Consider the following 24,869-nt stretch of genomic DNA (forward strand, 5'->3'; position numbering starts at 1 on the left):
GTCGTCAGCTAGTCCATGAGGGGCGTTGCCATGCGCGTCACCCTAGGCGATGCCCCCTGGCCCAGGGCAAACGAATAAGGCGCAAGGGCAACTTGTGCCCAAAAGCCGGGAGAGTTCGTCGGACGGCGACGATGACCGGCGCGTCCGCCGCGAGGAGCGTGTGGCACCTAGAGATCACCGTTGATCACGGAGGTGCGGTTTGCCCAGGCGGCCCCTCGCAAGGACGCGCCGGAGCGCGACGCTCGCGGCGCTGACCGGACTCGCCGTCGTGGCGGCGGGCGCGATGCCCGCCGCGAACGCGGCGGCGCGGACGGCCACGCCGAGGATCGTGGTGAAGAACGGCGTGACGCAGCCCGTCTTCTCCTACCAGGACGCGATCCGCGAGCACGTCTACGTCCAGACCAACCTCGACTCCGACCATGACGGCAAGCCCGACCGGGTGAACGTCGACATCGTCCGGCCGCGCGAGACCGAGCGGGGCCTGAAGGTGCCGGTCGTCATGGACGAGTCGCCGTACTACGACAACCTCGGGCGCGGCAACGAGGGCCAGCGCAAGAAGTACGACGCGAACGGGAACCCGATCTCGTTCCCGCTGTTCTACGACAACTACTTCGTGCCGCGCGGGTACGCGTTCCTCGCCGTGGACATGGTCGGGACGACCCGCTCCGACGGCTGCCCGACCAGCGGCGGGCCGACCGACGTGCTCGGCGGCAAGGCCGTCGTCGACTGGCTGAACGGCCGGGCGAAGGCGTTCACGCCGGACGGCGAGCCGGTCACGGCGTCCTGGACGACCGGGCACACCGGCATGATCGGCAAGTCCTACGACGGCACGCTCGCCAACGGCGTCGCGGCGACCGGCGTGAAGGGCCTCGACACGATCGTCCCGATCTCGGCGATCAGCGGCTGGTACGACTACAGCCGGATGAACGGCACCAAGTACTGGACGGGCGAGCAGGACGGCCTGGCCGAGACGGTCGACACCGAGGCGAAGACCAAGTGCGTCGCCGAGCGCGCCTACCTCGGCAAGGCGCAGGACGACGAGACCGGCAACTACAACGCCTACTGGGACACCACGAACTACCGGACGGGCGCGATCACCAACGTCCGGAACGTCCGCGCGAGCGTCTTCGCGATCCATGGCGTGAACGACTTCAACGTCAAGGACAACCAGTTCTCCGAGTGGTGGCAGGGGCTGAAGAGGCAGGGCGTCGCGCGGAAGGTGTGGCTGCACCAGCGCGGCCACGTCGACCCGTTCGACATCCGCCGCCAGGACTGGGTGAACACGCTGCACAAGTGGTTCGACCACGAGCTGCAGAAGATCCCGAACGACGTGATGAGCCAGCCGCGCGCGGACGTCGAGGTCGGCCCGGACCAGTGGATCACGCAGTCCGACTGGCCCGCGCCCGCCGCCGAATCCGTCCCGCTGCGTCCGGCGGCGGACGGCTCGCTCGGCCTGAAGCCCGCCGGCGGCACGGGGTCCTTCACGGACCTGCCGGGGCCGGACAACGCCGGGTACACCGAGTCGGACCTGGCGTCCGACCCGACGACCGCCAAGCCGTACCGGGCCGCCTACGTCTCCGGGCCGGTGCCGAAGTCCGTCCGCATCTCCGGCACGCCCGAGGCGAGGCTGCGCGTCAAGCTGGACAAGCCGACCTCGAACCTGACCGTCCTGCTGGTCGACTACGGCGACGACACGCGCATCGACTACCTGGGCAGCGGTTCCGGCATCAGGACGCTCACCACGCGCAGCTGCTTCGGTGAGAGCACCGCCGACGACAGCGCCTGCTACCTGGACACCCAGACCAAGACGACCACGACCCCGCTGAACGTCGTGGCCCGCGGCTGGATCGACGCCCAGAACCGCACCTCGCTGAGCGACCCGACGCCGCTGACGTCCGGGAAGTACTACACGATCGCCTGGAAGACGCTCAGCCAGGAGTACGTGCTCAAGCAGGGCCACCGCCTCGGCCTGGTCATCGCGGGCACCGACTACGACAACACCACCGAGACCCCCACGGGCGCGAACGTGACCGTGGACCTCGCGGGCAGCTCGGTCGGCGTCCCGGTCGTCCTGGCTCCGGACACCGTGACCTCGCAGGTCGCCCCCGTCCCGACCGCCCCGTGGCGCGGCCCGTCCAAGGTCCACCTCCCCCGCCAGGAGCGGAAGTTCTTCTGAGCCTCTGAGCGGTAGGACGAAGCCCCGGGGACCGGTTGTGGTCTCCGGGGCTTCGTGGTGCCGGGGGTCAGGAGGGGACGCGGACGGTCTTCAGGAAGGTCGGGAGCAGCCAGGGGCGGCGGCCTCCGACGGTGACCTTGCGGGTGAGGGCGGCCCGGGGCTTGGAGAGGCGCCCGAACATCATGAGGTTGAAGGCGGCCGGGTCGAAGGTGACGCGGACGTCGGGGGCCCCGTCCGGCGCGTGCGCGGTGATCACGCCGTTGTGGAGGCGCAGGACGACCGGGTCGGTGTAGGCGGAGCGGAACTCGACCGAGATCGGACGCGGGCGGGGCCTGCCGCCGCCGTCGAGCAGGTGGCCCAGCCCGTTGCGGCTCATGCCGACGATGAACTCGCCGAAGAAGTAGGACGCGTCGCGGGACGGGATGTCCCACGGGCGTCCGAGGGACGCCGCGATGTCGTACCCGTGCAGCAGCAGCTCGTTGATCATGTGGCCGAACAGCCCGGCGAGCGGGAGTTGCGCGCCGCCGATCCAGGAGACCGTCTCGGAGGGGTCCCGGTCGGCGGTGCGGTCGTGCATGAAGGCCAGGCATTCGCGCAGGCGGTCGAGCAGGGCCTTGGCGTCACGCTCGGCGAACGCGTCCAGGACGACGACGTTGAACGCGTGCACCCCGTCCACGTTGATGGCGCGCAGGCGTTCGAGCAGGTCGGGGACGGGCGGCTCCGGCGCGTCCGGGTCGATGAGGACGGCGTCGAGCCAGGAGATGGCGGCGACGTGGGCGACCGTGTCGGCGATCGTCCAGGCGTCGGTGGCCATGGCGGACGGGTCGGGGGCGGCGGACACAAGGTCGGCGAAACGCTCGCCCGTCTCCTGGAGCGAGGCGCGGATCTCGTGCCACTTCTCGTGGGCCATGACGTGAGATGACCACGGTTCCGCGGCGGAAGCAAGGTCGTGGGGCGGGGATCTCCAGGAGGTTTCTCAGAGGGGGATGTTGCCGTGTTCGCGATGCGGCGCGGGGGCGGTCGTGGGCGGGTGGCCGATCGTCCGCCGACCCGCGCCCGTCCCGGCGTCGGCTCCTTCGCCGATGCCGGTGCCCGGGCGCGGGGCGGGTGGCGGGACGAGGTCGGCCTCGCTCACGGGCGGCCGTCGCCGTTCGACGCGAACTGCCCGGGCGCCCGGCCCTCTCCCGCCGGGCCCCGGTACGCCTGCGCGATGTCGAGCCAGCGGTCGGCCTCCGCGCCGGACGCGGTGACGGCCAGGTCGGCGCGGTTCCGCCGCCGGGTGACCAGCAGGCAGAAGTCCTCGGCCGGGCCGCTGACCCGCTGCGCGGCGTCCGCCGGGCCGAAGTCGAACGCCTGCCCGGACGGCAGGGTGATCTCGTATCGGAACTCCTCCGCCGGAGGCGTCAGGCCGCGCGCCTGGTACCCGAAGTCGCGGGTCAGGATCGCGAACCCGACCAGGTGGACGAGCCGGTCGGTGCGCTCCAGCCGGATGCCGAGGGCGTCGGCGATGTCCTGGCCGTGCGCGAACGTCTCCATGATCCCGGCGCACGCGAGGATCGCCGGGGGCAGCGGGTTGACCAGCCACGGCACCGCGCCGTCCTCGGGGAACGCGGCGAGGGCGTCGATGCCCATGGTCCGGTCGGCGCGCCAGCTCTCGTACAGGTCGCGCGGCGACTCGCGCGGGTACAGGTTCAGCGCCGCGTTGACCGCGCCGTCGAAATCGCCCGCCGCGCCCTCGACGAGCGCCTGGAACCCGGCGGCGTCGGACGCGGCCGTCCCGGCGAGCTTGTAGATGAACGCCAGGTGCGCCACCTGGTCGGCGATCGTCCAGCCGGGGGCCGCCGTCGGCAGGCTCCAGCCCGCGGCGTCGAGATCCGCCACCATGCGGTCGATCTGCTCGCTCTCGGCGGTCAGGTCGGCGATGACCGTCTTCAAGTCCGTCACGGGCCGCGTCCTCTCTCAGGGAACCTCGTAGGGGGAACCGGACATCAGCATCACCTGGTGGGACCAGGGGCGCCTTATGTGAAAGTGCGGACCTCGCCGGGGCCGTCCCCGACCTCGGGACGGGCGGGGTCCGGCGAGCGCCGGGCGAGGGCGGGGTCCGGGCGGTCGGCGCCCATGAGCTTCAGCGCGGGACCGGTCATCGCGGTCGTCACCAGCGCCATGACGACCATCAGGCCGTACAGGTCCCGGTCGAGGACGCCCATGCTCAGGCCGACGCCGAGGGCGACCAGCTCGGTCAGGCCGCGGGTGTTCATCAGCACCGCCAGCAGCGCGGACGTCCGCGTGGGCAGCCCCTGGAGCCGCGCGCCGAGGAACGCGCCGCCGAACTTGGCCACGACGGCGGTGACCAGGATCAGCCCGAAGTCGAGCAGGTCCGCCATGCTCGTCTCCGCCAGGTTCACCTTCAGGCCGACGAGGACGAAGTAGGCGGGCAGCAGCAGGACCGTGCTCAGCTGGACGCCGTCCAGCAGGGTGGCGCGCGCCCGGCCCGCCTCGCCGCGCGGCATGACCAGGCCGAACAGGAACGCGCCGAAGATGAAGTGCAGGCCGAGCGCCTGGGTGGCCGCCGCCGACAGCAGCAGCCCGATCAGGACGACCGCGAGCGCCGAGGGCGAGCGCGCGGCCAGGGCGTCCGCCAGGCGCGACCGGCGCAGCAGCGGCCCCACGACGAGGAGCATCGCCGCGACGTAGGGCACGGTCAGCGCGACCTGCCAGGCCGTCGCGTCGCCGACCATGGCCTGGACGGCGGCGAGCAGCGTCCAGGCCACCACGTCGCAGATCGCGGCGGTGCTCAGCGCGACCGTGCCGAGCAGCGTCCCGCCCATCCCCCGGTCGCCGATGATCCGCGCGAGGACCGGGAACGCCGTCACCGACGTCGCCACCGCCATGAACAGGACGAAGCCCGTCTGGTGCCCGGCCGCGTGGCGGGGCGCGAGGTACAGGCCGAGCAGCGCGCCGAGGCCGAGCGGCACCAGCGTCGAGCCCACCGCCGCGCCGACCGTGGCCCGGCCGACCTCCCGGACCGTCCGGCGGTCCAGTTCCAGCCCGACGACGAACATGAACACCACGAGGCCGAGGTTGGCGACGGCGGTGAGGTACGGGCGCACGGTCACCGGGAAGAGCAGGTCGGCGACGCGGCCGTTCAGCAGCGTGGGCCCGACGAGGATGCCGACGGCCATCTCCCCGATGACGTCGGGCTGCCCCAGCCTGCGCGCCACGCGGCCCGCGACCCTGGCCAGCACGACGACGAACGCCAGCGCCAGCAGAAACCTGAGGATCTGGGTGTCGGTCACCTTCCCGCCTCTCCCCCCTGCGAAAGAACACCGCGGCTCCCCCGGTCCCGCGCGGGGACCGGCTCCGAACCGGCGGCGACCATCGTCGGACACGCGCCGCACGGCGGGCTTCCTCACGATTGCCGTCCCGGCGGGACGTCCACCGGCGGCCACCCGCACACGATCCGGACGCCGGTGGGGACGCGGGCCGGGGCGCGGGGCGGGCCGCAATCCAGAAGGTGCCCGGCTCCGCGCGGGCTGCGACGGTGAATGCCAGTGCGGACAGCGACTGAAGGAGATGATCGGGTGGGCGCCAAGATCGGAAAGCGCGCGGTACTGCTCGGTGGAAGCATCGCGGCCCTGTTCGCGGCGCGGGCACTGGCCGAGGGTTACGAAGAGGTCGTCCTCGTCGACCGGGACGAGTTGATCGGCGTCCGGGAGGCCCGGCGCGGGGCTCCGCAGGGCCGCCACATCAACGGCCTGCTGGCCGCGGGTTCCCGGACCATGGAGGAGTTGTTCCCCGAGATCACCGCGGAGATGGTCCGGGACGGCTGCCCGCTGACCGACCTCGCGGGCACGGTGCGCTGGTACTTCAACGGGATCCCCCTCGCGCAGACCCGCGCCGGGCTGACCAACGTGGCGGCCCGCCGGCCGCTCATGGAGTACCACGTCCGGGAGCGGGTCCAGGCGTACGACAACGTCACCTTCATGGAGAAGTACGACGTCCTGGGCCTGGTGGCGAACGACGACAACTCCCGCATCGTCGGCGCCCGGATCCAGCCGCACGGGCGGGACGGCGAGGAGATCGTCCTGGACGCCGACCTCGTCGTCGACGTCACCGGCCGCGGCTCGCGCGCCGCGGGCTGGCTCACCGAGCTCGGGTACGGGCGGGTCGAGGAGGACGCGACGAAGATCGGCCTCGGATACGCGAGCCGCCACTACGTCCTGAAGTCCGACCCGTTCGGCAAGGACCACTCCATCATCGCCGTGGCGTCGCCGGACCGTCCGCGCGGCTGCATCTTCACCAAGACCGACCACGGCACCGTCGAGCTGACCATCTACGGCATCCTCGGCGACCACCCGCCGACCGACCCCGAGGGCTTCACCGCCTTCGCCAAGACCCTCGCCGCGCCGGAGGTCTACGAGGCCATCGTGGACGCCGAGCCGATCGACGACCCGGTCCTCTACAAGTTCCCGACCACGCTGCGGCGCCGGTACGAGAAGCTCGGCCGTTTCCCCGAGGGCTTCCTCATCATCGGCGACGCGGTCTGCACGCCCAACCCCGTCTTCGCGCAGGCGCAGACGCTGGCCGTGCTGGAGGCCAAGGCGCTGCTGGCGCACGTCCGCGCCGGGAAGCTGCCGTCCTCGCTGGACTTCCAGCGCGAGGTCGGGCAGATCATCGACCCGGCCTGGGAGATGACCCACGCCATCGACCTCAGCTTCCCGGGGGTCGAGGGGCACCGCGGCGCGAAGCTGAAGATGATGCAGGCCTACATGCAGCGGGTCATCATCGCCGCGACCGCGGACCCGAGCGTCACCGAGGCGTTCATGCGGTCCGCGGGCCTGGTCGACATGCCGCAGGCGCTCATGAAGCCCGGCTTCATGATGCGCGTGCTCCGCACCTCGAGCCGCGTGATGGCGGCGGCCAAGGGGTGATCCGGGGCGGCGGGGTCCTCCTCCCCCGCCGCACCGCAGGAGGCCGGACCCGGTGTTCCCGGGTCCGGCCTCCGCGCGTCCGGGCCATGCTCGCCGCGTCCTGCTCCCGTACGTCCGGGGCCCTGCTTCCCGTGCGTCCGGGTCCTGCCTTCGCGCCTCCGGGCCGTCCTCCGCACGCTGGGCGCGCCCTTGGCACGTTCGGGTGCGGGCATGCGTGAGCGCGGCGTCCGGCCGGTGGCCCCCGATGGGCACCGGCCGGACGCCGCGTCCGTCTCAGGTCGGCGAAGGCTCGCCGCGGGCTCAGGCCGGCGGCTGGGCGGGGTAGAAGAACCCCTTGCCGGTGACGGCGTCGAAACCGGGGATGGGCTTGCCCGGGTTGTACATCGACACCTTCGGGAACGGCGACATGTGGTTCAGGAAGATGTGCAGGTCCCAGAAACGGCCGTGGCCCTCACCGAAGGCGCAGCCGCACTCGGCGGCGGTGGGCGGGTCCTGGCCGGCGGCCTGGCCCTTCCAGTCCTCGGCGGGCGGCAACGTGATGTTCTGCCAGGTGTCGGACGGGTGCACGCTGCGCTCGTGGACGAACCAGTCACTCGGCTTGATGCACCGCAGGCCCGCCTCACCCGGGTAGGACGGGGCCTTGCCCGGCGTGTACGGCCAGACGTAGCCCCAGCCGGCGAGGCGGTAGGGGAAGTTCGGCACATAGGGCTGGGTGACGTTCGTCGCCTTCGGGTCGGGGCGGTAGAACAGCAACGTCGGCATGCCCGCGCCCTGCATGCCGATGTTGACGACGGTCATCCCAACGCCCTTCATGCTGTTGTACATGTGCGACAGGGCCGCGAACTGCGTGCCCGTCGCGGGGTTCTTCTGGGCCAGGCGGTCCACGTCCGCCTGGTTCCGCAGGACGGTGTAGCCCTTCATCAGTTTCAGCACGCGCCGCTGCTCCACGGCGAGGGTGGTGTACCGCTCGATCGGGGAGCAGGACGTTCCGTTGCGCGTGGTCTGGTCCGGGCGCTTCCCGGCGTCGGACGCGGTCGCCGCGTTGGCGGCGGCGGGGACGGCCAGCGCGGCGATGCCGATCGCCGCCGCGACGGCCTGACGCCGCCTCAGATGCTTGTTGGCCACGGAGCTTCCCTCCTGGGAGTGGTGGCTGATCCGCACACGACGCTAAAGACGCGGGGCCGGGGCCACATCCGCGAACGTGCGATCTTCGTCCGTCCGGGAACGGCGCGGCGCGGGGGCGGGAGTTCGCAATCGGGAGGATGTGGCCGGATCACCCGGGTGTGACCCTGCTGCTGTGGCCGAACGGCCAGGCAAACCCTTCTTTCTTCCGCGGAGGTGGTGGCCGATGAGCGGCGATCTCGGTGAACGGGCGATCGTCCTCGGGGGGAGCATGGCGGGCCTGCTGGCCGCCCGGGTGCTCTCCGAGTCCTACGGACAGGTGGTGGTCGTCGACCGGGACGAGGTGCTCGGCGTGCGGGAGTCGCGGCGCGGGGCGCCGCACACCGTCCACGCGCACGGGCTGCACGCCCGGGGCCACCTCATCATGGAGGAGCTGTTCCCCGGCTTCACGGGCGAGCTGACCGACGCCGGGATCCCGACCGGTGACCTGGGCGAGATGCGCTGGTTCTTCAACGGACGCAAGCTGCGGCCCGCGCACACCGGGCTCGTCTCGGTGACCGGGCCCCGTCCGGTGCTGGAGTACCACGTGCGCGAACGCGTGGCGGCGCTGCCGAACGTCGTGTTCCTGCAGAAGCACGACATCGGCGGGCTGGTGGCCGACACGGCCCGCGGCCGGGTGGTCGGGGTGCGGGTACGGTCGCGCGCCGAGGGGGCCGAGGAGGAGCTGCTCGACGCCGACCTGGTGGTGGACGCCACCGGACGCGGCTCGCGCACTCCCGCGTGGCTCGCCGAGATGGGCTACGACCGTCCGCCGGAGGAGAAGGTCAAGGTCGGGCTGGCCTACACCACCCGGCACTACCGGACCAAGCCCGAGTGGTTCGACGGCGTCCAGTCGATCAACCCGGTGGCCTCGCCCGCCCACCCGCGCGGGGCGTTCTTCGGCCAGGTGGGTCCGGACACCTGCATCCTGTCGCTGACCGGCCTCCTCGGCGACTACCCGCCCACCGAGGACGAGGCGTTCCTGGAGTTCGTCCGCTCGCTGCCGGTGCCCGACGTCTACGAGGCGGTCCGCGACGCGGTGCCGCTCGACGACGCCGTCTCCTTCCGCTTCCCGGCCAGCGTGCGCCGCCGCTACGAGCGGCTGTCCCGGCTGCCCGACCGGCTCCTGGTCATGGGCGACGCGGTGTGCAGCTTCAACCCGGTGTACGGCCAGGGGATGAGCGTCGCCTCGCTGGAGGCGATGACGCTGCGCGAGCACCTGCGGCGGGGCGTCCCCGAGCCGAGGGCGTTCCAGGCCGCCGTCGCCCGGGTCGTGGACGTGCCGTGGGAGATCTCGGCGGGCGGGGACCTCGACTTCCCCGGCGTCGAGGGCCCCCGCACCCTGAAGGTCAAGGTGGGCAACGCCTACATGTCCCGGCTCCAGTACGCGGCCACCAAGGACGCGAAGGTCACCGAGGGCTTCATGCGGGTGGCGGGGCTCATCGACCCGCCCACGGCGCTCATGAAGCCCGCGATGCTGGCCCGCGTCCTGCGGCACGCGGTCCGGCGGCCCGCGCCCGGGCCGTCCTGGCAGGGCGGCGGACGGCCGTCCGGCACGACGAGCTGACCCGGACGGAGTCCCGGGCGGGCCGACTCGGACGGCCCGGCCGGGACTCCATGACAGAGGGGGCGGGCGCCGCGGCGCCCGCCCCCTCTCAGCTGTCCGGATCCCAGCCGCCCGAACCTCAGGTGGCCGGCTGCTCCACGGCCTCGCTCGCGTCGGCCTCGGCCTCGGCCTTCTGCGCGCCGAACGGCGCCTGGTTCTTCAGGCCCACGAACGCGATGACGGCGAGCACCACGTACAGGAGCATCGTGACGACGGCGACGGTGTGCAGGCCGCTGGTGAACGCGTCCTTGGCGTTCGCCAGCAGGTCGGTCCCCGCCTGGCCCTGCACGTTGGGGGCGCCGTAGACGGCCCCGGCGAGGCCGTTCTTCGACGCGTCCGCCACCGGCCCGGGCACCCCGGACGGGATCACCAGGTCGTTGCGGTAGACCGAGGTGCCGACGACGCCGAGGACGGCGACGCCGAGCGCCGCGCCCAGCTCACCGGACGTCGAGGAGACCGAGCCCGCCGACCCGGCCTTCTCCGGCGGGGCGGCCGACATGACCAGCAGGCTGTTCATCATGCCGACGGGGCTGCCGCCGATGTAGACCAGGATCAGGCCCGTCATCAGCGTGGCCATGCCGCTGGTGACCGTCACCTGCATGATGACCGCCAGGCCGGCGATCGCGATGACCGAGCCGATGACCAGGATGATCACGGGCTTGACCTTCTGGGCGATGCCGAGGGACATGTTCCCGAAGACGACCATCGCCACCGACGGGGCGATCAGCCACAGCGCCACGTGCGTCGGGCTGATCCCCCGGACGAGCTGCATGTACAGCGTGACCGTGAGGCCGGTGCCGCCCATCACCATGGCGACGACCAGGCCCAGGGCGACGCCGGTGCTGAGCGAGCGGATGCGGAACAGGCCGAGGTCGAGCAGCGGGTTCTCGATCGTCCGCTGCCGCCGGATGAACAGGGCGCCGAGCGTCAGGCCCGCCACGACGGCGAGGATCGGCCACAGGCCCCAGCCGTCGCGGCCGAGCTCCTTGATGCCGTACACGGTCGGCATGACGGCGCCGAGCGACAGCACCACGCTGATCAGGTCGAGCGAGCCCGCCTGCGGGTTGCGCGACTCGGGGATGAGGAACGGCCCGGTGATCAGCAGCAGCGCCATGACCGGGATGGCGATGAGGAACACCGACCCCCAGTAGAACGCCCCGAGCAGCAGGCCGCCGATGATCGGGCCGCCGATCAGGCCCAGCATGATCGACGAGCCCCACGCCCCCATGGCGGCGGCGAGCTCCTTGGGGTTGCGGAACATGCCGGTGATGATCGCGAGCACCGACGGCATGATCGTCGCCCCGGCGAGGCCGATGACGGCGCGCGCCGCGATGAGCGTGGCGGTCGAGTCGGCGGTGGCCGCCAGCACGGACGCGACGATGAACAGCACGGCCCCCGCGAACAGGACGGTGCGCCGTCCGATGCGGTCGCCGAGGGTCCCCATGGTGATGAGGAAGCTCGCGATGACGAACCCGTAGATGTCGGTGATCCAGAGCTGCTGGATGCTGCTGGACCCCAGGTCCTTCGCGATGTGGGGAAGCGCCAGGATCGTCACGTTGATGTCGACGGTCGCCAGCATCGTGGGCAGGCAGAGCATCGCCAGTGCCACCCACTGCCGCCACCCCGCCCGGGGCGCGGATTCCACCTCTGCGGTCATGCTCGTCCTCTCGTCGTCGGCGGGGCCGCGTCGGCGGCACGGCCAGGTCACGTACGGCCGATCTCGTTCACGGCTTGGGCGTACGGCTTGGTTATGTGACGACGGTGCGGGACGAAACTCACCGGGGCTTCTCGCCGATTGCGGCACCGGGGTCCGGACGTCCCGTCAGGACCCCAGTTCGACGCGCGCGTGGTCGCCGACGACGATCTCGTGCGCGTCGTTGCCGCGCGCGCCGGGACCGATCACCGCGGACCGGCCGATCACCGAGCGGCGGAACGCGCCGGTGAACGCGATCGTCGCGCCGTCCAGGACGATCGAGTCCGCCAACGTGGCCGAACGCAGCAGGCAGTCCGCCCCCACGGCCGTGGCGGGACCGACCAGGCAGTCGACGACCCGCGTGCCCGCGCCGATGACGGCGGGCCCGTGGATCCGGGAGCGCACCACGGCGGCCCCCGCCTCCACGACGACCGGGCCGTGCAGCTCGCTGGCCTCGTCCACCGAGCCGTCGACGCGCGGGACGAGGTCCTCCAGCAGGCGGCGGTTGCAGTCCAGCACGTGCTCGATCTCGCCCACGTCCCGCCAGAAGCCCGCGTACTCCCGCGCCCGGACCGTCGCGCCCTCGTCCACGAGCCACTGCACGGCGTCGGTGATCTCCAGCTCGCCGCGGGCGCTCGGCGCGATGGCGGCGACGGCCTCGTGGATCGCCGCGGTGAAGAAGTACACCCCGACCACCGCGAGGTCGCCCGCCGGATGCTCGGGCTTCTCCACCAGCCGGACGACCGCGCCGTCCGGGTCCACCTCGGCGACCCCGTAGGCGCGCGGGTCGGCGACCTTGCGCACCACGAGCTGCGCCGCCGCGCGGGTCCGGCGGAACTCCTCGGCGATCTCGGCGACGCCCTCCCGCAGGACGTTGTCGCCGAGGTACATCACGAAGTCGTCCTCGCCCAGGAAGGACCGGGCCAGGCGCAGCGCGTGGGCGAGGCCGAGCGGCTGGTCCTGGCGCAGGTAGGTGAGGCGCACGCCGAGCCGGGACCCGTCGCCGAGGACGCGCTGGATCTGCGACGCCCAGGTCCCCACGACGACGGCGACGTCCGTCACGCCGAGGTTCCTGATGTCGTCCAGCACGTACTCCAGCACCGGACGGTTCGCGACCGGGATCAGCTGCTTGGGCATGGAGTGGCTGAGGGGCCTGAGGCGGGAGCCGGAGCCGCCCGCCAGCACCAGGGCCTTCACGAGGGGTGCCTTTCGGTTGAGGACAGGTGCCAGTCCCACAGCCGCGCGCCGAGGCGGCGGGCCGCGGTCAGACTCGCCCAGGCCGTGGCCTCGACGAGCGTCCGGTCGTCCGGGCGGGTCGCGCGGAAGGCCGCGACGTCCGACGGGACGACCTGGTAGGAGGCCATCGCGGTGAGCAGGGTGAGGACGGCGGCGGGCGCCAGGTCGTCGCCCAGCCCGGCGGCGGCCTCGTGCGCCCAGGCGCGGCTCGGCCCAGGCGGCCGTCCGTCCCACTCGTCGAGAACGCCGGTGACGAGGTCGCGGACGGGCCGGGGCACCGCGCGGCGGCCCGCCGCGTCGATCGCCGCGGCGGCGCGGGCGAACGCGTCGGCGACCGGGGGGCTGCCCGCCGCCCAGGCCATGTCCGCGGGCAGGACGGCCTCGGGCAGCAGCCGCAGCGACCGTCCGGGAGGCAGGACGGCGTTCGGCCGCAGGAACCGGCCGATCCGGTCGCTCAGTGCTCCGCGCAGGACGGCGGGCACCTCGCTCGGGAGCACCGAGTCCTCGAGGAAGACGTTGACCATCCGGTTGAGGTAGTGGAAGGTCACCGCGACCCCGGCCAGTTCGGCGGCCTCCTCGGCGGTGCACGGCATCGGCTCGTCCTGGAGCGCCCACGCGGCGGCCGGACGCGGGGACGGGCCCGGGGCCGGACGCGGGGACGAGTCGTCCGCCCGCCCGTTCCCGTCCCCGTTCGCCGCGGTCGCGTTCCGTCCGGTGGACAGCGTGCGCAGGGTCGAGGTGTGCACCTCGACGCAGTAGGGGCAGGAGTTGGCCTCCGAGACCGCGGCGGCCACGGCCTCCCGGTCCACCCGGCGGGTGGTGCCCACGAGCAGGCTCTCGCGCAGCGTCATCCAGGAGGCGGCGAGCACCTCCGGCGCCGGGGAGTGCAGCGCGACGGGCGGGGCCAGCATCCCGAAGTCCCCCTCGAGCTGCGCGTAGACGACGGCGACCAGCCCGCCCGCCGATCCGGCGGGGACCGGCCGCACGTGCCTGACCTGGCGCAGCGACCGGCGAAGCAGCCTCTTCATCGGCTATCCCGCGAGGTCGCGCGCGAGCCGGGCGGTGCCGCGCCGCGCGCTGGTCTCGCCCTCGGGCGACGGCGCGCCGTAGCGGACGTCGATCCCGCGCTCCCGCGCCGCGGCGACGATGCCGGGGACCGACCGCTCGGCCAGCGCCGCGATGGTCATGGCCGGGTTGACGGTCAGGGCGCACGGCACCGCGGACCCGTCGGTGACGAAGATGCCCGGGTGGTCGCGGAGCTCGTGGCGGTCGTCCAGGGCCGAGGTGGACGGGTCGTCGCCGATCCGGCAGGACGCCAGCGGGTGGACGGTGTAGGCGCCGACGACGTCGTTGGTCCACGCCGCGACCTCGGCCAGCCCGTCACGCTCCACGATGTCCTTGACCTCGGCGTCGGCCATGGCCCAGGCGCGCAGCGTGTTGGCCGTGGGGTGGTAGCTGAGGGAGCCGCGGCCGAGCATCTGCTGGGAGATCCGGTTGGCGTTGCCGGTCGGGGGCGGCGGGCCGAAGACGCCCTCGTTGTCGTCCTCGATCATCTGGAAGATGGTCAGCCAGGACGACCACTTGGCGAGCAGCTCCTTCTTCTCCGCGCCGAACCAGGTCGGGTCCGCGCCGCCGGGGACCTGCGCCAGGATCGTCCCGAGGCCGGGCGGGAAGTAGAGCTGTTCCAGGGAGTAGCGGGAGTACTCGGGGAGCGAGCCGTCCAGCCGGTCCCAGTTGGCCACGCACGGGCCCTTGCCGATCTGGTTGGAGCCGTAGGGCAGGCCGTCCGGACGGTCGAGACCGAGCACCTCGCGGACGCGGTCCTCGTTGAGGATCGCGGTGTTGAGCCGTTCGCCGTTGCCGGAGAAGTACCGTCCGACGGCGTGCGGCATCGTGCCCAGGTGCGGCTCGCTGCGCTGGAGGATCACCGGGGTGGCCCCCGCGCCCGCGGCGAGGATCACCATCTTGGCGGCGATCTTCCCGCTGCCGTGGTGGATCCGGTAGTCCTCCTCGTCGACGTGCTCGTAGTGGACGACGTAGCCGCCGTCGTCGGTGCGCGTCAGGTACTGCACCTCGTGCAGCGGCCGGATCTCGGCGCCGTGGGCGAGGGCGGCGGGCAGGTAGTTGAGCAGCAGCGACCGCTTGGCGTCGAACTTGCAGCCCGCCATCATCCAGTTGCAGTTGGTGCACTTCTCGTTGTCGATGGCGACCGGGACGGGATTGGCGGTGCGGCCCGAGTGCGCGCACATCGCGCCCCACAGGCCGCCCGCGTAGGTCACGTCGTTCCAGTCCTGGGTGTGGACGGGCAGCGCCTCGGCGACCCGGTCGTACCAGGGGTCGAGGGTGTCGCGGTTGATCGCGCCCGGCCACATCCGGCGGCCGATGCTGCCGTGCCGCTCGAAGATGAAGCGGGGGGCGCGGGGCATCGCCGCGAAGTAGACGACGCTGCCGCCGCCGACGCAGTTGCCGCCCAGCAGGCTCATGCCGTCGCCGACGACGAAGTCGAAGATCCGGGTGTAGGACGCGCCGAGCTTGAAATCGTGCTCGAACTCGTCGCTGCCGAGCCACGGGCCGCGCTCCAGCACGGTCACCTTCGCGCCCCCGGCCGCCAGGTGGTAGGCGGTGATGGCGCCGCCGAAGCCGCTGCCGATGACCAGGACGTCGGTCTGTTCCATGGCGCTCATTCCGGGCTCCCCGAGGGCGTCGTGGCGGGGTGGAGGCGGGCCAGCGGCCTGCCGTACGAATAGCGGGGGAAACGCCAGAGGCCGTCGGGGTCCGGCTGGGAGAACCCCATGGCGAGCAGCCCCGGATGCCCGGCCGCCATCGCGTCCGCGGTCTCGGTGTGGGCGGCCGAGTCGTAGGCCATGTTGCTGAACAGCGTCAGCAGGACCCAGAACTCCTTCTCCGGGTGGCCCGGCGCGAGCAGCCGCCGCACCAGCGCCGTCCGCTGCGCGAACGTGAGCGCGACGAAGGGCGGGACGGACGCGTCGAGCGTCAGCCCCTCCCCGGCCGCGAACGCCTCCGCGTGCTCGCCGAGCCGCCGGACGAGGTCGCCGAGCATCGGGGTGACGCCGGTCGCCGACCAGTCCAGGAGTTCCAGCGCGCCCGCGGCGACGGCGCCCGGGCCCTCCGCGGCCCCGGCGACCGCGCGATCATCGGGAGAGCGTTTCTCGCCGGGGACAATGGTGTCCGCGAACGCCTCGAGCGTCATCGTCGCCTCCGGTGACCGGCCTGCCATGCGCATCGCCTCCGTCGTCGGTCCACGGGCCCCGTCGTCCAGCGCACCGGGTGCCGCACGGACCCATCGTCCGGGGCGGTCGTCGCGGCGCACATCCTCGGAATTGCCGTGCGGGAACGGTGCGGATGGCGTTGCGGAGGCGGCGCGCCGTCGCGGTGCGCGAACGCTGCGACGCCGCAAGGCGAAAGGGACACAAGGGGCGGGGAAAGGGACGCGCCGTCGCGGCGCGTCCCCGCGTGACAGCGGTGAGTTTCGGGCGCCTGACCGGTCTCATGGCTTGGGAGGGACCGGGCGGAGGTGAGTGCCGAATGAGAAAACCCCGAAGCGCGACATGGCCCGCCCCACGGATGTGATCATTTCTGGACGATGACAGGGTGAGTCAGTCCGCCCTGGAATGAGGCGACGGAAACGGCGGGGATCTCGTGCAGGCGTTCGTGTTGGTTCCGGGTACCTGGACGGGTCCCTGGATTTGGAAGAAGGTCGCCGAGGGCCTGCGAGGCCGCGGCCACTCGGTCCACCTCGTCACGCTGTCCGGACTGGACCGGCCCGGGGCCGACGTCTCCCACGTCGGCCTGGACACGCACGTCGAGGACGTGCACGCGGTCGTCCGGGACCTCGCCCCCGAGCGGGTCGTGCTGGTGAGCCACAGCACCTCGGGGGTCGTCGCCGGGGCGGTCGCCGACCGCGAGCCGTGCCGGGTCGACCGGACGGTCTACGTGGAGGCGCAGCTCCCGCACGACGGGAGGTCGGCGATCGACGCGTTCGACGAGCCGCTGCGCGGCGACGAGCTGCGGCTGATCGACGAGAACGGCGGGCGGTGGCCGGCCCCGGACGTGGACGTGGTGTCCGACGCCCAGGGGCTGACCTACGAGGAGGCGAGGTGGCTCACGGGCCGCCTCCGCGACCACCCGGGACGGCCGCTCACCGAGCCCGTCCGCCTGGCCCGTCCCCTGGCGGAGCAGCGCGCGACCTACGTCGTGTGCGAACTGGAGCATTTCGACGGCAGGCTCGCCGCGGACGTGGAGCGGATGCGGTCCGCTCCGACGTGGCGGTTCCGCACGCTCGACACGGGCCTGTGGCCGATGGTGTCGGACCCGGACGCGCTGGTCGCGCTGCTGGACGAGGTCGCCGCCGAGGTCGCCGCCGAGGACCGCGCCGGCAGGACGCCCCAGATTACCGCCGGTGACCAGGCGCGGATCACCGGCAGGGACGCCCGCGGCGGGAGGGGCGCCCACGGTGCCGGAGGCAGGGAGACCAGGCGGGACACCGGCCGGGGGACCGGCGGGGACATCGGCCGCGGGAGCGGCGGGGACATCGACCGGTTCTCCCCCGGGGACGCCGCCGGGAACGGCCGGTCCCGGCCAGCGTGGGACACGCCCGGGGATGAGGTGGGTCCGCAGCGCGGAAGGGGCTAGCCTCCGGGGAGGAATCCTGCCTTTTCGGCGATCTTGGGGGGGAAGCGGTCCCATGGCCGGGGAAGCGTGTCGACGAGACGGTGGCAGTGTCGCCGCGGAGGGCTGATCCCGGACTGCGCCTCGCGCTGATCGACATCGGCGCGCGGCTGCTGGCGGAGGGCGGCCCGCGCGCCCTGTCCACGCGCCGCGTGGCGGCCGAGGCGGGCTGCTCCACCCAGGCCGTCTACACCCATTTCGGCGGCATGAGCGGGCTGGTCCGCGAGATGGTCCACGAGGGGTTCGACCGCCTCCAGACCCACTTCGCCGAGGTCGCCGACTCCCCCGACCCCGTCGCGGACATGGCCCTGCTCGGCCACGCCTACCGGCGCAACGGCGCCCGCAACCCGCACCTCTACGCGATCATGTTCGGCACGACGACCCACACCGGGTTCCGGCTGAGCGAGCCCGACCGCCAGTACGGCCGCCACACGCTCTCCCGGGTCACCCGCACCGCGGGCCGCTGCATCGCGTCCGGGCGCTTCACCGTCGCCGACCCCGAACTGGTCGCCCACCACATGTGGACCGCCGTCCACGGGATCGTCAGCCTCGAACTCGGCGACTACCTCATCCCGCCGTACGACGCCGACACCTGCTTCGAGACCCAGCTCGTCAACCTCATGGTCGCCGAGGGCGACGACCGCGACGGGGCGACCCGGTCGGTCGCGGCCGCCCGCCTGCGCGCCGCGGGCATCGAGGAGGAGCGGGCGGACGACATGGCCGCCCCCTCCTGAACCCGCCCTCCCCGACCCTGCCCTTCCCGACCCCGCCCCTCTCGCGGCGGGGTCAGCCGCCCGGTTCGTACATGAGGGAGACGGCGCCGGAGGCGAAGCTCCTGGCGGACACGAGCCTCAGCGGGACGCGCGAGGTGAACAGCGGGATCCCGGAGCCGAGCGCGACCGGGTAGACCATCAGGCGGTAGAGGTCGACCAGGCCCTGCTCGGCGACGTGGCGGGCGAACCGCGCGCCGCCGGGGACCAGGATGTCCCGGCCCGGCAGGGCCTTCAGCCGCTCGATCTCGGTCCGGACGTCGTGCTCGGCGATCCGCGAGTTGGCCCAGCCCGCCTCGGTGAGGGTCGAGGAGAACACGACCTTCTCGACCCGGTTGAGCAGCGGCGCCTGGGCGTCCGGCGCGGTCGGCCAGTACCGCTCCTGTTCCTGGTAGTTGACCCGCCCGATGAGATGGACGTCGGTCGTCGACACGTAGTCGATGATCCATCGCTCCACCTCCTCGTCCAGGAACGGGAACATCCAGTCGAGCGCGCCGTCCTCGGCGGCGACGAAGCCGTCGACCGACACGGCCATCGCCAGCACGACCCGCCTCACGCCTCCTCCCGCAGGACGGTCGGCAGCCCGAAGCGCGGGAACAGCGCGGGGTCGAACGCGGTGATCTCCACGATCACGCCGTCCTCGACCCGCAGCACGTCCAGGACCTGCGCCTCGAACGCCGCGGCGCCCGGTGGACGGACGTAGTGCGCGACGGCGGGCTGGAGGTTGGCGCGGGTCGGCACGCTGCGCCACTGCCCGGCGTAGAGCGGCGAGGCCGGGTCGAGGTAGCCGCTGACGCCCAGGTAGAACTCCCGGCGGTCGGCGTAGAACAGCGGGATCGGCGGCATGGACACCCGGATGTCCTCCGACATCAGCTCGGCCATGGCCGCCGCCACCGTGCTCAGGTCGCCGCGCTCCATGACGTCGATGTAGCGCTTGACGAGGCGGCGCTCGGCGGCGCTCGGGTCCTCCCCGGCCTGCCACTCGGCGCGGCGCGGGGGCAGCCGCTGCTTCAGCGTGGCGCGGGCCCGCTGGAGCGCGCTGTTCACCGAGATGACGCTGGTGCCGAGGATCTCGGAGGTCTCCTTGGCGGGATATCCCAGCACGTCGCGCAGGAGCAGCACCGAGCGCTGCTTGGGCGGCAGGTACTGGATGGCGGCGATGAACGCCAGCTCGATGGTCTCCTTGGCGACGACGACGGCGTCCGGCTCGGCGGAGCCCTCCGTCAGGGGCTCCAGCAGGTGGCCCGGGATGGGCTGGAGCCAGGGGATCTCGTCGGGAAGGTCGAGGCGGCTCGTCCCGCCGATCCTGCGCGGGGCCGGACGGCGCGGGTTGGCGGAGAGGAAGTCCAGGCAGGCGTTGGTGGCGATGCGGTAGAGCCAGGCGCGGAAGGTCGACCGTCCCTGGAAGGTGTCGCGCTTCTTCCAGGCGCGCAGGAAGGTCTCCTGGACCAGGTCCTCGGAGTCCTCGATGGAACCGAGCATCCGGTAGCAGTGGACCTGGAGCTCGCGACGGTGCTTCTCAGCCAGATCCGTGAACGCGGACTCGTCGACGGCGAGGGACTGATCTTCACTCATAGCGACGATTGTCATCGAAAAGCTCAGCACTTGGCGAGATGTCCAGATATCACGACATGCTGAATTCTGGCCGTGTCCGGTTCACCCGCGTCTCACCCGCGTCCTTGCCCACCCGAGCGAAAGAGGACCGCCGACGATGCCCGACGCCACGCCCGACACCAGGCATGAGAACAGGCACGAGAAGAGGCCCTACACCGGGGCCGAGTACACCGAGAGCCTGCGCGACGACCGCGAGGTCTACCTGGACGGCGAGCGGATCAAGGACGTCACCGTCCACCCCGCCTTCCGCAACCCGGTGGCCATGACGGCGCGGCTCTACGACTCGCTGCACGACGAGGCGTCCCGCCCGGTGCTGACCGTCCCGACCGAGGACGGCGAGGGCTACACCCACCGGTTCTTCACCACCCCGCACAGCGCCGAGGACCTCGTCGCCGACCAGGCCGCCATCGCCCACTGGGCACGGATGAGCTACGGGTGGATGGGCCGCGGCCCCGACTACAAGGGCTCGTTCCTCGGCACCCTCGGGGCCAACGCCGACTTCTACGGGGAGTACGCCGACAACGCCCGCGCCTGGTACCGGCGGGCCCAGGAACGCGTCCTGTACTGGAACCACGCGATCGTGCACCCGCCCGTCGACCGGAGCAGGCCGCCGGACGAGGTCAACGACGTCTACGTCCACGTGGAGCGCGAGACCGACGCGGGCCTGGTGGTGAGCGGGGCCAAGGTCGTGGCGACCGGCTCGGCGCTGACCCACCACACCTTCGTCGCGCACTACGGCGTCCCGGTCAAGCGCCGGGAGTTCGCCCTGGTCGCCACCATCCCGACCGGCGCGCCCGGGGTGAAGCTCATCTGCCGCCCCTCCTACACCGCGACCGCCGCCGCCACGGGCAGCCCCTTCGACTACCCGCTGTCGTCCAGGATGGACGAGAACGACTCCATCCTCGTCCTGGACAAGGTGCTCATCCCCTGGGAGAACGTGTTCATCTACGGCGACCTCGGGAAGGCGCAGACCTTCACGGGCCGGTCGGGCTTCGTCGAGCGGTTCACCTTCCACGGCTGCACCCGCCTCGCGGTCAAGCTGGAGTTCATCGCCGGGCTGCTGGCCAAGGCGCTGGAACTGACCGGCACCGCCGACTTCCGCGGCGTCCAGACCCGGCTCGGCGAGGTCCTCGCCTGGCGGAACCTGTTCTGGGGGCTGTCGGACGCCGCCGCCCGCAACCCCGTCCCGTGGGTGAACGGGGCCGTCCTGCCCAACCCGGACTACGGCATGGCCTACCGCTGGTTCATGCAGATCGGCTACCCGCGGATCCGCGAGATCGTGCTGCAGGACGTGGCCAGCGGCCTGATCTTCGTCAACTCCAGCGCCGCCGACTTCTCCAGCCCCGCGATCCGCCCGTACCTCGACCGGTACCTGCGCGGCTCGGGCGGCGCGGACTCCGTCGAGCGCGTCAAGCTGATGAAGCTGCTGTGGGACGCGGTCGGCACCGAGTTCGGCGGACGCCACGAGCTCTACGAGCGCAACTACGCGGGCAACCACGAGAACACCCGGGTGGAACTGCTCGCGGGCCAGACCCTCGACGGGCAGCTCGCGTCCTACAAGGACCTCGTCGACCAGTGCCTCGCCGAGTACGACCTGGACGGCTGGACCGTCCCCGACCTGGAGCACCTCCCCCGGCCGCACGGCCTCTGACCCCCGCGTCGCGCCGTCGCCCGGGCGCCCGGAGCCAAGCTCCAGGCACCCGGGCGACACTCTTGCGCACGCAGGCGGAACGGCGCGAGAGCACATCGGCGGCCGGGACGACCGGCGCCCGGCGGGACGATCGGCCGCTCGGAACGAACGCCGCCCAGGCAGCACGGCGAGGCCGCACGTCGGGGGACGTGCGGCCTCGCGTGGTGGGTCAGGAGGGGCGGGGGGCCGGGTAGGACCAGTGCATCCCGTCGGCCGAGGGGACCAGGCCGCCCTCGCGCACGGGGACGTACTCGTCGGCGTTCTCGCCGAGCTCCGCCTGGACCTGGATGCGGACGCCCTCCCGGGACACCGAGCGGGCGAGCGAGGTCTTCAGCAGGTCGCGGTCCTCGCCGGACTCGGCCACCGGCCGGTGCACGAAGTCCGCCAGCTCCTGGAGGGCCGCGGCCCGGTCGCCGACCAGCGCGCCCTCGTGGGACGAGCCGCCGCCGACCAGCTCCACGAAGGACTCCAGCTCCGTGCCGAGGCCGTCGGTGACCTTCTTGGCCCGCCAGAAGTAGGACTGCTCGTCCTGGTGCATGTCGTAGAAGGCGACGAGGAAGTCGTGGAACCGGCTGTACTCCTGCCGGTACCGCGCCTCGAACTCCTCGAAGCAGAGCTGCTCGGGAACGTCCCCCGACAGCGTCGTGTTGATCGACCGGGCGGCCAGCAGCCCCGAGTACGTGGCCAGGTGGACGCCCGAGGAGAACACCGGGTCGATGAAGCACGCCGCGTCCCCGGCGAGGACGAGGCCCGGCTTGTGGAAGGCGTCCTGGATGTAGGAGTAGTCCTTGCGGACCCGGACCTGGCCGTACGGGCCCTCGGTGACGCGCTCGGCGTCGGCGAGGAACTCGGCGATCATCGGGCACTCCTGGATGAGGCTCAGCAGCGCCGCCTCGCGGTCGCCGCGCACCTTGTCCAGGGCCTCGGGCATCAGCACCACGCCGACGCTGGTCAGCTCGTCGGTGAGCGGGATGTACCAGAACCACCCGGCGGAGAAGGCGACGGCCAGGATGTTGCCCCGGTTGGGCGCGGGCAGGCGCTTACCGCCGCGGAAGTACCCGAAGAGCGCCACGTTGCGGAAGAACTCCGAGTACTTGCGGCTGCCGCCGGTCCGGGTGTGGATGCGGCTGCCGTTGCCCGAGGCGTCCACGACGATGCGGGCGGACGTGCGGTGCCGCGTGCCCTCGGCGTCCTGCCAGACCACGCCGGTCACGCGGCCGTCGGCGTCCTCGACGACGTCGGAGACCGGCGACTCCTCCCGGACGTCCACGCCGTTCGCGCGGGCGTTGTCGAGCAGGATCTTGTCGAACCGCATCCGCTCCACCTGGTAGGCGGTGGACGACGGCCCGGCGAACTGGGGCGAGGAGGAGAAGGCGAACGTCCACGGCTCCGGATTGCTGCCCCAGCGGAAGGTGCCACCGCGTTTGACCATGAACGCCGCCCTCTCCAGCTCCTCGCTCACCCCCAGCAGGCGGCAGACTCCGTGGACGGTCGCCGGCAGCAGCGACTCGCCGATCTGGTAGCGGGGGAAGCGCTCGCGCTCCAGCAGCAGCACGCGGTGGCCCTGCTTGGCGACGAGGGTCGAGACGGTCGACCCGCACGGGCCGCCGCCGACGACGACCACGTCGTAGGCGCTGTCGAACTCGTTGACATCGGTCATGCGTGACCTCCCTCAGCTCAGGACGGCGCCGGTGTCCGCGACGGCGGTCAGGAAGTCCCCGCGCGCGACCATGCCGGACACCACCTCGATCTCGTCGGCCATGAACCGGTCGTGGTCGAGCGTCGGCACCGCGGCCCGGATCAGCTCGTAGGCCGCGCGGCTCGCCGCGCCGAGCCCATCCTTGCGGCCGGAGATGTCGACCGCCTGCGCGGCGGCGAGCAGCTCCACGGCGAGGATGGTCTCGTTGTTCTTCAGCACGCGGCGGGCGTTCCGCGCGGCGATCAGGCCCATGCTGACGATGTCCTGGTTGTCGCCGTTGGACGGGATGCTCTGCGTGCTGGCCGGGCCGATCGTCCGGTTCTCGGCCACCAGCGCGGTCGCCGGGTACTGGGCGCCCGCGAACCCGCTGTTCAGGCCGGGGTCGCCGGTGACCAGGAACTCGGGCAGCCCGTAGCTGAGGTGCCGGTTCAGCATGCGGTTGGTGCGGCGCTCGGACAGCACGCCGAGCTGGGTGAGGGCGATCGTCGCGAAGTCCATGGCGAACGCGACGGGCTGGCCGTGGAAGTTGGCCCCGTGGAAGATCTCCATGCCCTCGAAGAAGAGCGGGTTGTCGTTGGCCGAGTTCAGCTCGATCTCGACCTTCTTCTTGGCGTGGTAGAGGGTGTCGCGGACCGCGCCGAGCACCTGCGGGATGGCCCGCATCGAGTACGCCTTCTGCATGTAGACGTCGGTGCGCTGGACGCTCGTCCCCGCCTGCTTGGTCGCCTGCACCTGGGTGCGCAGCTCGGAGTGCTCCACCGTCAGCCCGCTGTCGGACATCAGCGTCCGCAGGTTCGCGGCGGTGTCGATCTGCCCCGGGTGCGGGCGGGCGATGTCGTGCCCCTCCGGCTGGAAGGGGCTCATGGAGCCGCGCAGCGCCTCCACGACCAGGGCGGTGGCGATCTCGGCCTGCCGGACCTGCTCCAGCGCCCGCCCGACGACCAGGGCGCCGAGACCCGTCATGCCGGACGTGCCGTTGATGAGCGCCAGGCCCTCCTTGAACCGCAGCTGCATCGGCTCGATGCCGTGCTCCCGCAGGACGGTCCCGGTCGCGACCTTGCCGCCGTCGCGGAGGACGTAGCCCTCGCCGATGACGGTGGTGGCGATGTGGGACAGCGGCGCGAGGTCGCCGCTGGCGCCGAGGGAGCCCTGCTCGGGGATGGCCGGGACGATGCCCAGGTTCAGGTACAGGGCGAGCCGCTCGATGAGCTCCGGCCGCACCGCCGAGTGGCCCTTGGCCAGGGCGTTCAGCCGGGCGGAGACGATCGCCCTGGCCTCGTCCTCGGCGAACAGCGGCCCGACGCCCGCGCTGTGGCTGCGGACCAGGTTGGTCTGCAGCTCGACCTCGTTCGACGGGTCGACGAGCATGTAGATCATCTCGCCGTAGCCGGTGGTGACCCCGTAGACGGGGGTCCCGGCGTTGACCATGTCCTCGAACTGGGCGCGGCTCTTGGCGGCACGTTCCAGGGCGGCGGGGGCCACCGCGCACCGCGTCCGGTCCTCGGCCACGGACCGAACGTCCGGGATGCTCAAGCTGTCGCCGTCGAAGATGACGGTCGCTGTGGTGTCCAACCGGCTCAACCTCTCACTCGTTTGTTCGGGTC

20 protein-coding genes are annotated in these 24,869 nt (G+C 72.2%); 6 read left to right on the plus strand and 14 right to left on the minus strand.

All coding sequences use genetic code 11. From position 1 onward, the window contains the following. The first annotated feature begins 199 nt into the window (after nucleotides 1-199). Nucleotides 200-2,176: a Xaa-Pro dipeptidyl-peptidase gene (locus P696_RS46715; protein WP_084337785.1), complete on the plus strand. Its 1,977-nt coding sequence runs from the start codon at nucleotides 200-202 to the stop codon at nucleotides 2,174-2,176. A gap of 67 nt (nucleotides 2,177-2,243) precedes the next feature. Here the strand turns inward: P696_RS46715 and P696_RS0119300 are convergent, their stop codons facing one another. The 4 genes from P696_RS0119300 to P696_RS46720 all read right to left on the minus strand — a co-directional run bounded on the left by P696_RS0119300 (nucleotide 2,244) and on the right by P696_RS46720 (nucleotide 5,472). After that, nucleotides 2,244-3,086 (minus strand): maleylpyruvate isomerase N-terminal domain-containing protein, encoded by an 843-nt coding sequence (locus P696_RS0119300; protein ID WP_026413604.1) that lies wholly within the window; start codon nucleotides 3,084-3,086, stop codon nucleotides 2,244-2,246. Nucleotides 3,087-3,152: 66 nt separating this feature from the next. Further along, nucleotides 3,153-3,311 (minus strand): hypothetical protein, encoded by a 159-nt coding sequence (locus tag P696_RS56055; protein ID WP_157429808.1) that lies wholly within the window; start codon nucleotides 3,309-3,311, stop codon nucleotides 3,153-3,155. Further along, nucleotides 3,308-4,120, minus strand: a complete 813-nt coding sequence (locus P696_RS0119310) for a TIGR03084 family metal-binding protein (protein WP_026413605.1) — start codon at nucleotides 4,118-4,120, stop codon at nucleotides 3,308-3,310. The genes P696_RS56055 and P696_RS0119310 overlap by 4 nt, the downstream gene beginning before the upstream one ends. A gap of 74 nt (nucleotides 4,121-4,194) precedes the next feature. Beyond that, on the minus strand, nucleotides 4,195-5,472 hold the full coding sequence (locus P696_RS46720; RefSeq protein ID WP_064744064.1) for a cation:proton antiporter domain-containing protein: 1,278 nt from the start codon (nucleotides 5,470-5,472) through the stop codon (nucleotides 4,195-4,197). 285 nt (nucleotides 5,473-5,757) lie between these two features. Between P696_RS46720 and P696_RS0119320 the strand changes: the two genes are divergently transcribed. Beyond that, nucleotides 5,758-7,107 (plus strand): hypothetical protein, encoded by a 1,350-nt coding sequence (locus P696_RS0119320; protein WP_026413606.1) that lies wholly within the window; start codon nucleotides 5,758-5,760, stop codon nucleotides 7,105-7,107. A gap of 300 nt (nucleotides 7,108-7,407) precedes the next feature. Here P696_RS0119320 and P696_RS0119325 read toward each other — a convergent pair whose 3' ends face one another. Then, nucleotides 7,408-8,232: a hypothetical protein gene (locus P696_RS0119325; protein WP_026413607.1), complete on the minus strand. Its 825-nt coding sequence runs from the start codon at nucleotides 8,230-8,232 to the stop codon at nucleotides 7,408-7,410. A gap of 223 nt (nucleotides 8,233-8,455) precedes the next feature. On the opposite strand from P696_RS0119325, the gene P696_RS46725 reads away from it, so the two are divergent. Then, nucleotides 8,456-9,835 carry an FAD-dependent oxidoreductase gene (locus P696_RS46725; protein WP_051467883.1) on the plus strand — a complete coding sequence of 460 codons (1,380 nt, stop codon included), beginning with the start codon at nucleotides 8,456-8,458 and terminating at the stop codon, nucleotides 9,833-9,835. A gap of 118 nt (nucleotides 9,836-9,953) precedes the next feature. On the opposite strand, the gene P696_RS0119335 is transcribed toward P696_RS46725, so the two are convergent. From P696_RS0119335 to P696_RS0119355, 5 genes are all read right to left on the minus strand, one after another. Continuing rightward, nucleotides 9,954-11,531, minus strand: a complete 1,578-nt coding sequence (locus P696_RS0119335) for an MFS transporter (RefSeq protein WP_026413608.1) — start codon at nucleotides 11,529-11,531, stop codon at nucleotides 9,954-9,956. A 165-nt stretch (nucleotides 11,532-11,696) separates the two neighbouring features. Next, nucleotides 11,697-12,764: a glucose-1-phosphate thymidylyltransferase gene (locus tag P696_RS0119340; protein WP_026413609.1), complete on the minus strand. Its 1,068-nt coding sequence runs from the start codon at nucleotides 12,762-12,764 to the stop codon at nucleotides 11,697-11,699. Next, the gene (locus P696_RS46730; RefSeq protein WP_051467884.1) at nucleotides 12,761-13,831 is read right to left on the minus strand and encodes a carboxymuconolactone decarboxylase family protein; all 1,071 of its coding nucleotides are present in this window, start codon (nucleotides 13,829-13,831) and stop codon (nucleotides 12,761-12,763) included. Before P696_RS46730 ends, P696_RS0119340 begins: the two co-directional genes overlap by 4 nt. Nucleotides 13,832-13,834: 3 nt before the next feature. Continuing rightward, a complete protein-coding gene (locus tag P696_RS0119350; protein WP_026413610.1) occupies nucleotides 13,835-15,487 on the minus strand; it encodes an FAD-dependent oxidoreductase in 1,653 nt (550 codons plus the stop codon). Beyond that, nucleotides 15,484-16,041, minus strand: coding sequence for a DUF5987 family protein (locus tag P696_RS0119355; RefSeq protein ID WP_026413611.1), 558 nt, complete (start codon nucleotides 16,039-16,041; stop codon nucleotides 15,484-15,486). Before P696_RS0119355 ends, P696_RS0119350 begins: the two co-directional genes overlap by 4 nt. A 434-nt stretch (nucleotides 16,042-16,475) precedes the next feature. On the opposite strand from P696_RS0119355, the gene P696_RS46735 reads away from it, so the two are divergent. Both P696_RS46735 and P696_RS0119365 read left to right on the plus strand, forming a co-directional pair. Beyond that, on the plus strand, nucleotides 16,476-17,456 hold the full coding sequence (locus P696_RS46735) for an alpha/beta fold hydrolase (protein WP_170026518.1): 981 nt from the start codon (nucleotides 16,476-16,478) through the stop codon (nucleotides 17,454-17,456). Between the two features lie 80 nt (nucleotides 17,457-17,536). Continuing rightward, nucleotides 17,537-18,226, plus strand: coding sequence for a TetR/AcrR family transcriptional regulator (locus tag P696_RS0119365; protein WP_245627724.1), 690 nt, complete (start codon nucleotides 17,537-17,539; stop codon nucleotides 18,224-18,226). A gap of 52 nt (nucleotides 18,227-18,278) precedes the next feature. On the opposite strand, the gene P696_RS0119370 is transcribed toward P696_RS0119365, so the two are convergent. Both P696_RS0119370 and P696_RS0119375 read right to left on the minus strand, forming a co-directional pair. Continuing rightward, nucleotides 18,279-18,818, minus strand: coding sequence for a dihydrofolate reductase family protein (locus P696_RS0119370; protein WP_026413613.1), 540 nt, complete (start codon nucleotides 18,816-18,818; stop codon nucleotides 18,279-18,281). Next, entirely contained in the window at nucleotides 18,815-19,837 is a 1,023-nt protein-coding gene (locus tag P696_RS0119375) for a sigma-70 family RNA polymerase sigma factor (protein ID WP_084337787.1), read from the minus strand. The genes P696_RS0119370 and P696_RS0119375 overlap by 4 nt, the downstream gene beginning before the upstream one ends. 136 nt (nucleotides 19,838-19,973) lie before the next feature. Between P696_RS0119375 and P696_RS0119380 the strand changes: the two genes are divergently transcribed. Further along, nucleotides 19,974-21,527 carry a 4-hydroxyphenylacetate 3-hydroxylase family protein gene (locus P696_RS0119380; protein ID WP_026413615.1) on the plus strand — a complete coding sequence of 518 codons (1,554 nt, stop codon included), beginning with the start codon at nucleotides 19,974-19,976 and terminating at the stop codon, nucleotides 21,525-21,527. Between the two features lie 208 nt (nucleotides 21,528-21,735). On the opposite strand, the gene P696_RS0119385 is transcribed toward P696_RS0119380, so the two are convergent. Both P696_RS0119385 and cmdF read right to left on the minus strand, forming a co-directional pair. Then, nucleotides 21,736-23,226, minus strand: coding sequence for a tryptophan 7-halogenase (locus P696_RS0119385; RefSeq protein ID WP_026413616.1), 1,491 nt, complete (start codon nucleotides 23,224-23,226; stop codon nucleotides 21,736-21,738). Nucleotides 23,227-23,238: 12 nt separating this feature from the next. Then, nucleotides 23,239-24,837, minus strand: a complete 1,599-nt coding sequence (gene cmdF, locus P696_RS0119390; RefSeq protein WP_211245799.1) for a tyrosine 2,3-aminomutase — start codon at nucleotides 24,835-24,837, stop codon at nucleotides 23,239-23,241. Nucleotides 24,838-24,869: the final 32 nt, after the last annotated feature.

Source organism: Actinomadura oligospora ATCC 43269 (assembly GCF_000518265.1).
GTDB classification, from domain to species: domain Bacteria; phylum Actinomycetota; class Actinomycetes; order Streptosporangiales; family Streptosporangiaceae; genus Spirillospora; species Spirillospora oligospora.

What these genes read in the sequence shown, in the direction of transcription:
- P696_RS0119300 (WP_026413604.1), bottom strand. Translation starts at nt 3,086, where the DNA reads ATGGCCCACGAGAAGTGGCACGAGATCCGCGCCTCGCTCCAGGAGACG.
- P696_RS46725 (WP_051467883.1), top strand. Translation starts at nt 8,456, where the DNA reads ATGAGCGGCGATCTCGGTGAACGGGCGATCGTCCTCGGGGGGAGCATG.
- P696_RS0119335 (WP_026413608.1), bottom strand. Translation starts at nt 11,531, where the DNA reads ATGACCGCAGAGGTGGAATCCGCGCCCCGGGCGGGGTGGCGGCAGTGG.
- P696_RS46730 (WP_051467884.1), bottom strand. Translation starts at nt 13,831, where the DNA reads ATGAAGAGGCTGCTTCGCCGGTCGCTGCGCCAGGTCAGGCACGTGCGG.
- P696_RS0119350 (WP_026413610.1), bottom strand. Translation starts at nt 15,487, where the DNA reads ATGAGCGCCATGGAACAGACCGACGTCCTGGTCATCGGCAGCGGCTTC.
- P696_RS0119355 (WP_026413611.1), bottom strand. Translation starts at nt 16,041, where the DNA reads ATGGCAGGCCGGTCACCGGAGGCGACGATGACGCTCGAGGCGTTCGCG.
- P696_RS0119375 (WP_084337787.1), bottom strand. Translation starts at nt 19,837, where the DNA reads ATGAGTGAAGATCAGTCCCTCGCCGTCGACGAGTCCGCGTTCACGGAT.
- P696_RS0119380 (WP_026413615.1), top strand. Translation starts at nt 19,974, where the DNA reads ATGCCCGACGCCACGCCCGACACCAGGCATGAGAACAGGCACGAGAAG.
- P696_RS0119385 (WP_026413616.1), bottom strand. Translation starts at nt 23,226, where the DNA reads ATGACCGATGTCAACGAGTTCGACAGCGCCTACGACGTGGTCGTCGTC.